The organism is Thalassotalea agariperforans (assembly GCF_053470345.1).
On sequence record NZ_JBQMWH010000006.1, the window covers coordinates 96331 to 110425 of the forward strand.

The 14095-nt window shown below is 36.9% G+C and carries 9 protein-coding genes; 3 read left to right on the forward strand and 6 right to left on the reverse strand.

What is annotated here, in order from left to right:
- Window positions 1–293 precede the first annotated feature (293 nt).
- Entirely contained in the window at window positions 294–956 is a 663-nt protein-coding gene (locus ACSLUO_RS10205; RefSeq protein ID WP_448248428.1) for a GntR family transcriptional regulator, read from the forward strand.
- Window positions 957–1017: 61 nt separating this feature from the next.
- Here the strand turns inward: ACSLUO_RS10205 and ACSLUO_RS10210 are convergent, their stop codons facing one another.
- From ACSLUO_RS10210 to ACSLUO_RS10235, 6 genes are all read right to left on the reverse strand, one after another.
- On the reverse strand, window positions 1018–1659 hold the full coding sequence (locus ACSLUO_RS10210; protein WP_448248429.1) for an RpiB/LacA/LacB family sugar-phosphate isomerase: 642 nt from the start codon (window positions 1657–1659) through the stop codon (window positions 1018–1020).
- A gap of 471 nt (window positions 1660–2130) precedes the next feature.
- Entirely contained in the window at window positions 2131–4512 is a 2382-nt protein-coding gene (locus ACSLUO_RS10215) for an agarase (RefSeq protein WP_448248430.1), read from the reverse strand.
- A 73-nt stretch (window positions 4513–4585) separates the two neighbouring features.
- Window positions 4586–6004, reverse strand: a complete 1419-nt coding sequence (locus ACSLUO_RS10220) for a sulfatase (protein WP_448248431.1) — start codon at window positions 6002–6004, stop codon at window positions 4586–4588.
- Between the two features lie 39 nt (window positions 6005–6043).
- Window positions 6044–6769, reverse strand: a complete 726-nt coding sequence (locus tag ACSLUO_RS10225) for a SapC family protein (protein WP_448248432.1) — start codon at window positions 6767–6769, stop codon at window positions 6044–6046.
- An 18-nt stretch (window positions 6770–6787) separates the two neighbouring features.
- Window positions 6788–8341 (reverse strand): tryptophan halogenase family protein, encoded by a 1554-nt coding sequence (locus ACSLUO_RS10230; RefSeq protein ID WP_448248433.1) that lies wholly within the window; start codon window positions 8339–8341, stop codon window positions 6788–6790.
- Window positions 8342–8467: 126 nt separating this feature from the next.
- Window positions 8468–11230, reverse strand: coding sequence for a TonB-dependent receptor (locus ACSLUO_RS10235; protein ID WP_448248434.1), 2763 nt, complete (start codon window positions 11228–11230; stop codon window positions 8468–8470).
- A 283-nt stretch (window positions 11231–11513) separates the two neighbouring features.
- Here ACSLUO_RS10235 and ACSLUO_RS10240 point away from each other — a divergent pair, with 283 nt between their 5' ends.
- Together ACSLUO_RS10240 and ACSLUO_RS10245 are read left to right on the forward strand one after the other, a co-directional pair.
- Window positions 11514–12284 carry an IclR family transcriptional regulator gene (locus ACSLUO_RS10240; protein WP_448248435.1) on the forward strand — a complete coding sequence of 257 codons (771 nt, stop codon included), beginning with the start codon at window positions 11514–11516 and terminating at the stop codon, window positions 12282–12284.
- 240 nt (window positions 12285–12524) lie between these two features.
- A complete protein-coding gene (locus tag ACSLUO_RS10245) occupies window positions 12525–14084 on the forward strand; it encodes a sodium/sugar symporter (RefSeq protein ID WP_448248436.1) in 1560 nt (519 codons plus the stop codon).
- The last annotated feature ends 11 nt before the right edge of the window (window positions 14085–14095 follow it).

Consider the following 14095-nt stretch of genomic DNA (forward strand, 5'->3'; position numbering starts at 1 on the left):
GCTTATTCCTTTTAATCATTCATTATTATTGTGTTGTTAAATTGAACGATATCCACCTTGATATAACATAATAAAAGGTTATTTATCGAACAACAATGCAAATATTGCACACAATTTATATTAGATCAACCATCTTTTAATTTATATAGATAAACCAAATATCATTATTTGTCCGCAATATTATTAAGAATTGAGCTTTTATAATGGTGTTTTTATTAAGGTTATTAGCTAAAGAAGATTTTTTATTAGCAAATTTATGTTAATATTTTTTCTTTTTATCAATAATTAATTTTATGACAGACACTCAAGATTTAACTTTATCGTCGCCACTCTTTTCTGACGATGAGTCTATTTATACGAAGATACTTAAAGATATTGCCAATGGTGTGTTCTTAGCTGGTGATAGGTTAGTAACCACTAAATTGTCTGAAAAGTATAATACGAGTGTTAACCCAATACGTGAGGCGTTAAAGCAATTACAAGGCGAAGGCTTTGTCACTGTAAGTCAAAATAGTGGTGCGAGAGTAACCAAATTTGAATACAGTACCATGCGCGATGTCTTTGAAATTTTGCAATTGCTCGATCCTTATTTAATGGAATGGTTTGTTTTAGAACATACTAATGACGATAAAAAAAGGTTGTACGAAATACTTAAGCAAATGGAGAATATTGCTGAAGGTGATCACCTTGCCTTTCGTAACCTAGATACGCAATTTCATTGGTCTATGTATAAGCTTCACTATAATAAAAGTGCAATAGAGTTGTGGCGACAAAAACGTTTAGTATTGCAAATTATGCATGCTAATTTGCCCATCAGCCAAGCCCGCGCTGAACAAAGCTTAAAAGAGCATAGAGAAATATTATCAGCACTAGAAGATCGAGATCTCGATAAAACTATTTCGATACTAAAACAACATATATCAAGTAGTGGTAAATATTGGTCACGACAAAGCTAAGATTAAAATTAAGGTCAACACCATTTAAGTAAATGATGTTGACCCTCTGACTTGCAAATAATTAAGCGATTAACGACTTAACATAGGCAGCAATCTCTGCATCTTGACAATTATCAAAGAAAGCTTTTTGAAAACGTTCGCCGCCCACAGCCGTAGCAACTAGTGCTTGATCGAGTGATTTTAACGAGTCAACTAAACTGTCTTTAGCCATGGCGCTTTTCACTTGTGTTAAAATACTCGCGTTTTGTTGCTGTGGTGCCGCACGTTCTAATGGATAACCTTGACCGCGTTCACCAGTAGTAAATGCTTTTTCAAACATATAACGAATGTTTAATTCAGCGCCCCAGCCAAACCCTTTTGCAAAGGCTAATGCAATAGCATTACCGTTATTTACTTGGTTAAACAAAAAGGCATCGGTAGGTTCTAAACAGTAACCACAAAATACCCCTGGGTGTGCGTTCAAAGACATCATTGCCCCTTGCCCGGTACCACAACCCGAAACGACAAAATCAGCCGCTTTTGAATTTAGTAAAATACTGGCCTGAATACCTAAGTGAATATAAGTTAGGTGATGATCATTTTCATCACTCATGCCAACGTTAAAAACCTCATGACCAAGTGGTTTTACAACGCTTTCTAATTCACCTAAAACGATTGAGTTTTTGCCCGCTTGGCTGTTTTCCATCATTAATGCGATTTTCATTTTTTGCTCCGAAATTATTACGACGATAAGTTAAATATAAATATTAAATAAAATCTTTACGCATAGGCGTAAAATTATCAATTAGAATACCAGCTTCTAAACAAATACAACCATGTTCTATCTTTGGCTTACAGTACAGAATATTACCTACATGTATTTTTACTTTTATAGCAAGCTAAAATAATAGCTTACAAAAAATTAGATCTTAGCATGTAAAGACCAATAACGTTTAAAAGCTGACAGGGATTTAACACAATATATATAAGTTAACTGAAAAATGGTGAAGTTGCGAGGGACAAAGAATATCTGAATTGTGGGGAATATAAGAGGGAAATTAGTATTTGCTAACATTTATTCTTTAAATGAAATTTAGTCGTTGTAAAAAATGGCAACTTTAAAATATTCTCCTACATTTTAATCAAAACAGGGTTAAGCCACAAAAAGTAGCTTAACCCTGTATTTTATTTAGCCTTATTTAAACGCTTTGTTATAACGTTTTGAATAAATAGTGCTATTAAACTCTTTTGCAGCTTTAACCATTTCTGGATAAGGAATATCCGTTGTCGAAACAAAGCCAACATTATAAGGTTCGCCATCAAAAGCTCTACCTGTAATTGGAGAGTCTAAATATTGGAACCAATGAGCACCTACCATGTTTTTATGGCGGGCAACACTTTTCATATACTCTTGATACATTTTAGCGCGATCTGTTTGATCACTTGCCATCACAAGCCCAGGGTGAAATAAACCGGTATCACTCATAGCGCCAATGTGGAATTCACCGATAACAGTTGGTAAATCAATTTCATTAAGGAAATCCCATTGATGTGGCTGAACACCTTCTTCGTAAATATTAAAACTTAATACATCTGAATATTTTACTGACGCTTTAATGGTTTCTTTTGGCATACCAAAGTTAGCCATTCTTGCACCCATATATAAGTGGTTTGGTAATGCGGCAGCTAAAGTATCATGTACTACTTTAAAATATTGCTCTGACAGCATTTCCAGCATGTGTGAAAGATCATTGACTGTTTTGGTTGTATACGATTTAGCCTCTACGCCAGCAGAAACTTCATCCCATGAAGATAGTGATAATTGCCAAGCTTGGTTAAATTTCTCAATAGTTTGATATTGCGATTTCAAATAGTCAGTAAATACTTTTTTCGCTGGGCTGTCATCATCACTTCTTGTTAAAGTACTAATGATCACACCATATTTAACTTGTGGTGTCCCCGTTGGAAAGCCCCAACTTTTTTCATTATCAATAAAGACACCAGCACACCAAGGTGAGCCTTTGATTTCTTCGGCAATAACATCAATTGTAATTTTGGCACGATTTGCAAATTCAGCATCAAAAGGATCTGGTAACGGTGCCCAAACATCATGCTCAGATTTTAACGTTTTAAAGTCGCCAATAATCCAACCGTTAGCAAAATATGGCACTTTTTCATTGGTATAAAAAGCAGGATCAACCCAGTTACCAAACGAGGTAAAGCCCCAGTTGTTCATACGTTCAAGAGTCACCTCTTCCCACTTTCTAATGTAGTCGTCAGTAACACCGTTACCGTAACGACGCTCTAAATTAGCACGATAAAAACTAAACGTTTCACCTGAAGTAACAGGCCCTTTGTGTACAGAGCGTCGGTAACTATAATGTTTGGCTAATGGCTCATCGTAATCCGGTAACCATGAAAACATGTTATGTCTTAACTCAGATGAAATATAACGGGTTTTCATTACTTCATCTGAAACGTTGACTATGCCAATAGAATCTTCAGGAGTAACTTCATTTGGGTCAACATAACGTACGGCATCATCATGGAAGTCAACACCTGTAATGGTTGTAGTGTTGGCCATACGAACATTAGCAACACCGTGCGAGAAGAATAAATACCCTTCTGGATCTACCATCCACCATTGATCGTCAACTTTTTGCGTACGGAAATAACCTGTTGCTTCAAATTTAGGACCGCTTTTCCAGCCACCAAATCGCGAGCGATCTTTCATTGGGCCTTCCGCTTTTAATTGCGCCAGCTCTTTATCTGCAGCCGCTCTTAACGCTTCGGCTGAATTTACTTTAATAGGAAATGACTGTTTCGCGTTTTGTCCAAACTCATCAACAATATGATGTAAATAATCATTGTTATAAGTAGGGTTTTTCTTCAAACGAATATTATCAATGCTAACTTGTTTGTCTGCTAAAGTGCCGCGAACCAAAAATGACAGTTCATTTACTTTGCTTAAGTCCATATCTTTTGTGCCATAGCGCCAGACAAACATTTTGTCGTCTGTTTGCCACGGTACCGGGTTATCTCTGATCCCTGTTTGGGTATCAATAAATTTACCGCTAAGCACTACAAAATAGGTACCTGACTCACCTGGTGCAATATTCACCGCATAGTTTGCCGAACCTGTACGAGTACCGGCCGCAATATTATCGGGATCTTCCGAATAAGCTAACGACAAATATAACTGCACTGATTCAGTACCGGTATTTTTGGCATCAAGCGCTAAGTGAATTTCATTTTCTGAAAAATCCCATGCTTTTTTAGGCTTTAAAGACACTGATGAAACATAACTGTCTTTTGAAAAATCAATTAATATATTACCCGCATTATTTTTATGCTGATGTTCAAACGTTGCTCCTTGAGCAACAATATCTAATGATAATTCGGCTTGATCAAAATCATTAATCACTGTGGTTTGTGATACTTTTTTACTTGCTGGATCAACAGCTTTAGCATCATTTTTGTCATTACAGCCTGTTAACATAACAAAAACAAAGCTACCAATTAAGGCCACTGTTTTTGTGCTGATAACACCTTTGTATTTAGTTGTTTTTTTACTCATTTTTCCCCAACCTTAGTTTATTAATATGCACTCAAAGCAAAAACACCGAGCAGATGTTTTATGCTTTTACGTGCTAGTATTCATGAATAACCGTTTTCCTGTAGCTATCCATTCTATGCATTGCTTTTCCTTCATATTCACGTTTTAACTGCCATAGCGGACGCTCTAACGTTAATTCCCAGTCAAATATTTTTTTGTAAAGTGCTCTTACTTTTTCAGGGTATTTATAAGCAAGGTTATGTAACTCACTTTGATCTTGAGCCAAGTTGTATAACTCGGCTGGTCTATCTGGATAACGTAGTAATTTCCAATCGCCTTCTCGTACAGCAGCACGTACTTCTTTTTTCCAAAAAAGTCGTTCATGTGGTGCGTTTTTATTTTTTCCTTGCACATAAGGAAGTAAATCTACGCCATCAAGTTCGTCAGTTTTCTTCACCGTGCCACCCGCAGCAGTGATAAATGTCGGTAAAAGATCGAGTGTGCTGATCGGCTGATGATACGTGGTATTAGCTAATACTTGAGCAGGCCAACGCATGATAAAAGGAACACGAATTCCACCTTCTAAATGATTTGCTTTAGTGCCGCTTAATGGAAAATTTACTGAGGCATTGGTATCAGATGGGCCACCATTGTCATTGGTATAAATAACTAAGGTATTATCTGCTAAGCCAAGCTCTGCTAATTTATCAGTAACTTTACCCACGGCACGATCCAGTGCAATGGTCATGGCGGCAAGTTCACGTCGTTTCCCAGTAAGTCCTTTAACTTTAGCTAAATCATCAGGATGTGCTTCCATTGGTGTATGTACGGCATTAAACGAGACAAAAGCGAAAAACGGCTTGTTTTGATGTTTTTCAATAAAAATATTGGCCTGTTCAGCTAGAAAATCCGTCATGTACTGTTTTGATTCCCGGTAATCACCAAAACCATACTCTAGTTTTTGACTAACCGTATATGTAGGTAATTCACCTTCTACATATTCAAAATAACTTCTTGCGCCAGTCCTAAAACCAACAAATTCATCAAAACCTCGTTTTAACGGGTGGTATCTATCAGCATCACCTAAATGCCATTTGCCAAAAATTCCTGTTGTATAGCCAAGCGCTTTTAATCGATCAGCGATGGTTATTTGGTCAAGCGGCAATCCCATATCATCATGATCTAAGCCTGATTTACTCATATAACCCGGCACGTTGTTTTCTTCAAAACCAAAACGTTGCTGATACTTTCCGGTCATTAAACCTGCACGAGAAGGACCACAGACAGCAGCGGTAACATAAGCCTGAGTAAATTTAACGCCTTGCTTAGCTAACTTATCAATATTAGGTGTTTGAAAATGTTGTTTACTTTCTTTATTTTGCTTTTGAAAACTAAAGTCACCATATCCGGCGTCATCAGAAAATAAAAAAACAATATTTGGCTTATTTTCATTAGCCAAAACAGAACCTGTAGCGATAGCAAATAGTAGCAACAACGGTGGTAATGTTTTCATTATTAAGTTCTTTTCAATTGAATGATTATTGGTTTGGGTTTAACTAAGACGCTGCCTTTTTAAATTGATCAGTTTTTGAACATGCCCCATTGACGCTAATAATAAATAACAGGCTTGCAAGTAACCTTTATTGTTAAGCTCACATAGTTGTTCCGCTGTTAAACTTTTTAGCTTGTCTTCATTAATGGTGTATATACCGTCAAAACGTTTTTGTTCTTCACCAATAAAGTTCACACTTAATTGAATTGACTCAATTAAATCGTAATCTGCCAATGTTTGGATGAAAGCTTGTGTCCGAACAATCCCATTCATTAGGGTTGATAACATGCTGTTAATTTCTTGCATAAATGCTGTGCTGTTCCCAGCTTCGTCAAACAAGCGTTCACCGCTGCTTTCTTGCACTCGCGTATTCGCCATATTGATGGTGATCACGGTATTGTCAGCGCTTGGCTGTTCACCGTTGGCACTGTTAACTGAAACATGAAATGGTTGTCTTCTAATATGTAAAGGCAGGTAATTAGCTTGCCATGTATTCCCTTCAAGGAATAAGTTTTCTCCAGCCTCAAAGCCTAATAAGGCATGTAAACCAAACTGGCCTGTATCGTTGTCTTTGATCAAACATACCGGATATTCCAGCATTAACTTATTTAACTCTTCGGCTATCACTGGTACCAAATGAATATTTTCACCGTACACAGCACCCCGTTCGGTAATGATGCGAGTATTGCGGTGAGTGTCATTATTCAAAATTGTGAAGTTTGTCATCTTAATGCCCCTATTTGGCTACACACGTTGTAAACCGTATTGATGAATTTTATTGAGCAGCGCTCGATTACTCAGCAAGCTTGAAGTTAAACGCTGAGTTTCTTGATAGTTTTTCTCAAATGCCGCGTTAGCCATGGCATTACTTTGCTCAGACAAACCAAAAGCATTAGCTTGAGTTTTAAAGCCCATGCCATATAAAACATATTGATAACTAGCCGCAGGAAATACCTCTAGTGCTGATTCAAAGTCACCATCACAAGGAAAATGATACTGCCATAATTCAAGCTGCTCTTTTAATTGTTCTGACATAGTAGACGGGTTACGATGATCAAGCCAAAACTGGCTATCTGTTCGTTTACTTAACGAGTAATGAAGTTTTAAAAAATCAATAATACGTTGCCAGCGATAAGAAAATGTTTGGTTATAACGCTTAGCAACAATATCCATGGTTGTTCTATTGGCTGGTAATTGATCGGCAATCATTTGCGCGGAAATTTCAATCAATAAAATCGCTGATGCTTCAAGTGGCTCTAAAAAGCCAGCTGATAAACCAATAGCGACACAATTGTTTTGCCAAAATTTTTCACGGTGGCCAGCCTTAATCGCTATATTTCTAAAATTTAATTTTTCTGGCTCAGCTACTGTCGGTTTTAAATAATTAAGTAATTCTTGATGTGCTTGGTCTTCACTGATATGGCTGCTTGAATAAACATGTCCAACACCTCGGCGTGTTGATAAGCCAATATCCCAAACCCAACCGGCAGATTGTGCTGTTGAAATAGTATGTGATTGAATGTCCGCTTGTTCATCCGCATATGGCACTTGTACCGCAATGGCTTGATCGGCAAAGAGCGTATCTTGGCAAGAAATAAATGGCACGTTATAGTGCTGACCAAGTAATAATGAAGAAAAGCCCGTGCAATCAATAAAAAGATCGCCTTGAATATTGCCTGCAACTTTAGTGGTTACTGAAGCGATATCACCATTTTCATGCGAATTGATTTTTGTCACATCATCAACAATGTGGTTAACAGCCAGCTTTTCGATACAATGTTTTTTTATAAATTCTGCAAATGCACCAGCATCAAGGTGATAAGCATAATTAGCAATGGCAGCATATTCTGGCGTAATAATTTGTTTTGGTGCTAACCCAAGTTCACACAAACGTTCTTGTGTACACACCATGTTAGCAAACGACTGCTTAGTATGGCTTGCTTGCCAATGTGGAACTAAATCGATGCTTTGATAATCTTGCGGTAATACCAGTGGATGATAATAAAAGTCACTTTTTTCACCGGTAACCCATTGCGTAAACTTAGCGCCTTGTTTGAAAGAAACATGGCATTGCTTAATAAAGTCAGTTTCACGTATGCCCATATTTTTTAAGGTATTACGCATGGTTGGCCACGTGCCTTCACCCACACCGATACTCGGAACATTATCCGATTCAACTAAAGTAATGGTAAAACCTGAGTTGAACTTATTCTTTAATTTGGCTGCTAGTGTACCCGCGGTTATCCATCCCGCCGTACCTCCTCCGACAATAACGATATTTTTTATTGCTTCGGTCATGTGAATACTACCTAATAATGACTAACAAATATGTTAGGGGTAATAGGGAACCAATTATTTGGTTCCCTTGCTTACCTTTTAAGTTTCACTAAATTTAGTGAATCAATTGAACTTACTCAATTTTACTTAAAATGTTGCTCTTACACCCACGTTATAACGTGCGCCATATTGTTCAAAATCAATAAGTTGATTTGAAAAACGACCATGACGACGCGTGTCTTCATCGGTGATGTTAATACCATCGATAAATACTGATACAGAATCATTGATGTCATAGCTTGCTGACAAATCAATTTGTGAATATGCTTCAGTAAATATTGGTGATGTACCACCTTTTAGTAAGAACTCATCACGCCAGTTATAGGCAATACGAATTGAAAATTCATCTTTTTCGTAAAATGCCACTAAGTTAGCAGAATCACTTAAACCTGTTACAGCAAAGTCATTTTCTAAGCTATATGGATTATATTTATCATCCGTATCCGCGATTGTGTAGTTAGCAATACCACCAAAACCAGTATCTCCGAACATGTGCTGAATATTTAACTCCCAGCCATCAACCGTAGTACTGTCTTTATTAACTGGTGTTGTTACTTCCCATAAAATGGCAGGATCACCCGCTTGCGATAAGCAATCAGGGTTTGGATTAGCAACCGAGCCAGATGGACATGTACCACGAGGATTAACACTCGGATCAGTCAATACTCCATTTGGTCCGATAATCTCACGATTTTCTTCACCTGGTGCAATAAAGTTATCAACATCTTTACTGTAATAACCTGCCGATACATAGCTACCTTCACCGTAATAATATTCTAACGATAGGTCATAGTTCGTCGCTTCATAAGGTAATAAATTAGGGTTACCTTGTGATGCTCTAAATGGCCCACCAGAAAAGTGATTATTTAACGATGTTGCTGGGAACATAGCATCAATGTTACTTCTTGAAATTGTTTGGCTGTAAGAGAAACGTGCAACTAAATCATCTTGAATTTCTAAACTTAAATTAACACTTGGTAAGGTATTGGTGTAATCACCACTTAATTCACTTGCTACTTCATCATCAGAACGAACTTTTGACATTTCAAGAGGAGTGATCCAGTTAAAACCAATAACCGGATTTTCAAGCGAATATGAGGTAACATCAGTGTCTTCATAACGTACACCAACATTAGCCTTAAATGGCATATCAGAAATTTCGGTTTCAAAATCTAATGACACATAAAGGGCCGTAGTATCTTCTTCAATACCATTAGTTGAAATACCTTTTTCATTTAATAAATCTTGTTCTGCAACAAGTTCTAAAAACTGCGCTGCACTGTAATTTGAACGTTTGTCAAAGCCAATATCTCCTTGGGTAAAGGTTAAATCAAGATCACTAATATCTAATGCGCCATCACCTAAACCAAAGTTGGCGCCATAAATATTTTTAGTGTCAACTTCATAAACCGTACTTGATGCACCAAAATGCACTGCGATTAGTGGACTATCGCTATCATTTTCCCACGTACCGCCCAATGACATTTGTTTAATGTTATTTTCTATTTCATAACCACGTTCTTGGTATAAATCACCTTCAATATTTGCTTTATTAAAAGCACCACCAGATAACGCAGAGTCATCATATGAAACTGATGGCATATCTGTTGAAAAATTAGCAGCGATATGAACCGGTGCGGCATCACCGAACGGGTTTTTTAAGTTAGCAATACGTTCTGCCGGTAAAGCACCAGGATTAGAATGAGAGGTAGAGTCATGAGCATCAAAATTTAGAGTCAATGAATCTGTAGCAAGCCACTCAACATTAATACCAAATGAATCATTTTCAGTTTTAAATGCGTATTCCCATGCCCAGAAATTTAATTCATCACTTTGACGAGCCGGATTTATAATTGTCCCGTTCGCATCAGCAGTACCTGTTTGAATATTATCAAACCAAAAACTGGTACGATTCATATTACTTTTAGATTCTAAACGCGACATAGTGTAATCAACAGAAGCGATTACTGAATCTGATGGCGCCCATTGTAAAACTAATTGAGCATTTTGACGTTCACGTGTGGTATCACGTGCATCTAGATCAACTGTAGGTACACCCCAAGAATTTTGATCAGGATTTTTTGATGTATCAATATTACTTTTATCGATAGCGACTTGCCCTGGATAACCTGTGCCCCAATCACCAGATGTTCCAATACGATCGGTATGGCTATCACGCTCAGCATGCGACGCTGAAAATAAAACGCCAAAAGTATCATCTGCAAAGGTATTACTGATCATACCTGATAGTTCTGGTGTTATTGAGTCACCTTTATCAACACTAGTATCAATTACACCTTTCACACTCGCTAGCGCTTTAAAGCCATCATAATTGAAAGGTTTAGCTGTATTAATATTTATTGTTGCACCAATACCACCCGAATTAATATCCGCTCGGCTTGTTTTAAATACTTCTACCGCAGAAACTGACTCCGAGCCAATTTCATTAAAATTATAACTACGCGAAATACCATCAGATTGTAATGCTGATGAATTTGGCATTTGTCGTCCGTTTAGTGTCACTAAGTTAAAGCTAGGGCCAAAACCACGCACAGTTACTTGGTTACCTTCGTTATTTGCACGATCAATCGATACACCGGTAATACGTTGTAAAGATTCAGCTAAGTTAGTATCTGGAAATTTACCAATATCTTCTGCTGATATCGCGTCAACAATACCTTTACCGTCACGTTTAATTGCTGCTGATTTATTTAATGAACTAAAGATACCTTTAACTTCGATAACTTCAATTTCATTAGCCCCCTGTTCTTGCTGTGCTTGAACCTGTCCTTGGGTAGCAACTAATACTGCCATAAGAACTGAATTAAGTTTAAATTTAGTATGTTTCATGTAATTTCCTTTGCTTTCGCGGTTATTATTTTAAGAACATTACCGACGCTAAATGATTAAAAAACATCTAACGACGACCAAACATTAAACCTTTTATTGTTAACAATCAACAGTGTTGTATATTTAAATTAGTAATTATTTCGTAAGTCTTTAAAAGCGAGAATAAAACCGTTTTAACTTGTATTAACCTATGATTAAATAGTTCTACATTTAAATTAGCTTCAAACAAGAAGATATAAAATCACTGTTGTGTAGCTATTGTTTATTAAAAAGTAGATAGTTAATGCCTGAAAAAAGCACGAATAAATATGCCGTTCCCGCACTTGATAAGGGATTTGATGTTTTAGAATTTCTAGCGTCGAAAGCCATGCCATTATCACAAACCGAAATAGCTCAAGGCATTCATCGTTCCGCCAATGAAATATATCGTGTGCTGATCGGATTAGAAAATAGAGGCTACTTAATTAGAGATGAGATTTCGGGTAAATACAGTGTTTCATTAAAGCTTTTCAGTTTATCTAGACAAATTTCGCCTATTGATCAGCTCCGCCAAACAGCAATTCCTATTATGGAAGATTTTTCTGCCCAAACCGGACACGCGGCACACTTAAGTGTTTTATACCAAAGTAAAGTAATGGTGGTAGTCAACTCAAAAAGCCAAGCCCCTATTTCATTATCAATTGCAGAAGGTACTTTATTCCCTACCGTTGATACCACGTCAGGTAGAGTTTTATTAGCTAACAGTAACGAAGCGGTAAAAAAATTGATTTATGAGCGTGATGAATCTTACCAACAAATGTCGCTCAAAAATAAAAATAAACTTGAAGATGAATTACAAACTATTTTGTTAGATGGTTACCACTTTCGACATAGTACATTAGCGGAAGGAATAACTGACTGCGCAACCATTATTGGGCAACCAGAAGGAGCCGTTATCGCGGTTTTAACCGTTTCAACCTTTAGCTCAGCACTGAGTGATAGCGTGTCAAAACAACAGCTAATTGAAAAAATTAAAGAAACAGCAAATAAGATCAGCATGCGTGTAGGTTGTTAATTTTAAACTTATACGGGTTGGTATTACTCTGAGCTTATAAAATTACCACTGTATTAATAGTATTTAGTAAATTAAGGGATAAATACCAAGCTATAAACCAATGTTAACCCTGAACACAAATTCAAATACAAATCTGTTGATTTATATTTACATATAATTATATACTGCTTTTATTTTCACGCTTCATATATGATCTTAAAAATTGATCCTAATAATAAATATTAAAAAGGTAGTATCCGTATGTTAGACAACCTCGATTTCACCGTATTCATTGCTTATGTTATAGGGCTACTTTGTATCGCCCTATGGATATCCAGAAATGATCATAAAGGCGACCGTAATACTGAAGATTATTTCCTAGCTGGTAAATCTTTACCTTGGTGGGCCATTGGTGCTTCGCTTATCGCCGCCAACATTTCAGCCGAACAAATCATCGGTATGTCAGGTTCCGGTTATGCCATAGGTTTAGCCATTGCATCGTACGAATGGATGGCAGCAATCACGCTGATCTTAGTGGGTAAATATTTACTACCAATATTTTTAGAAAATAAAATATATACCATGCCGCAATACTTAGAGCAGCGCTTTGATGGTCGAGTAAAAACCACCTTAGCGTTATTTTGGTTAGCAGTATTTGTATTTGTTAACTTAACTTCCGTTTTATGGTTAGGAGGTTTAGCCATACAAACCGTTGCTGGCGTTGATTGGATGTTCGGCATGATATTCCTTGCAGTATTTTCTGTCGCCTATTCCCTTTATGGAGGTTTAAAAGCTGTAGCTTTTACCGATATTATTCAGGTAGTTTTATTAATATTTGGCGGCTTATTTTTAAGTTATTTAGCGCTAATAAAAGTATCTGACGGAGCTGGATTAATTGCTGGCTTCAACATATTAAGTGAAAAAGCGCCTGAACATTTTGATATGATCTTAGACTCTGAAAGCCCTAACTACATGAGTTTACCAGGCATTTCAGTGCTTATTGGTGGTTTATGGGTAATGAATATCGGCTACTGGGGATTTAACCAATATATTATTCAACGAGCATTAGCGGCTAAAAATATTCAAGAAGCACAAAAAGGTATTGCTTTTGCGGCTTATTTAAAATTACTAATGCCATTTATTGTGGTACTGCCCGGTATTGCTGCCGTTATTCTATTTCCAAGTTTAACTGCGCCTGATCAAGCTTATCCGTCAATGATGGGGTTAATGCCAACAGGGATTAAAGGCTTAGTATTTGCTGCATTGGTAGCCGCAATTGTGTCATCACTTGCTTCGATGACTAACAGTATTTCAACTATTTTTACCATGGATATTTATCGCTCGATAAAACCAAATAAAAGCCAACGTCATTATGTTCATATCGGACGAATTACCACACTTGTTGCACTTGCACTTGCATTAGTTACTGCTGAGCCTTTATTAGGTAAATTTGATCAAGCATTTCAATATATTCAAGAATTTACCGGCTTATTCTCACCGGGTATAACTGCTATCTTTATTATGGGGATGTTTTGGAAAAGAATGACATCATCAGGGGCTTTAGCAGCCGCAATAGGTTCGGCTTTATTATCTGTCGGGTTTAAATTTTTATGGCCCGAGCTACCTTTTATGGATCGCATCGGTTTAGTCTTCTTACTGTGCCTTGTTATTTCAGCCATTGTTTCACTTAATGATAAACCCAGTGATCACGACAGCTCAGTGAATATTGATACGATTAATTTTGCTACCGAGAAGTCGTTTAATATTGCAGCCCTTGGTTGTGTCATTATTTTAGTACTTATTTATGGTACTTGGTGGTAACAATAAAGTCA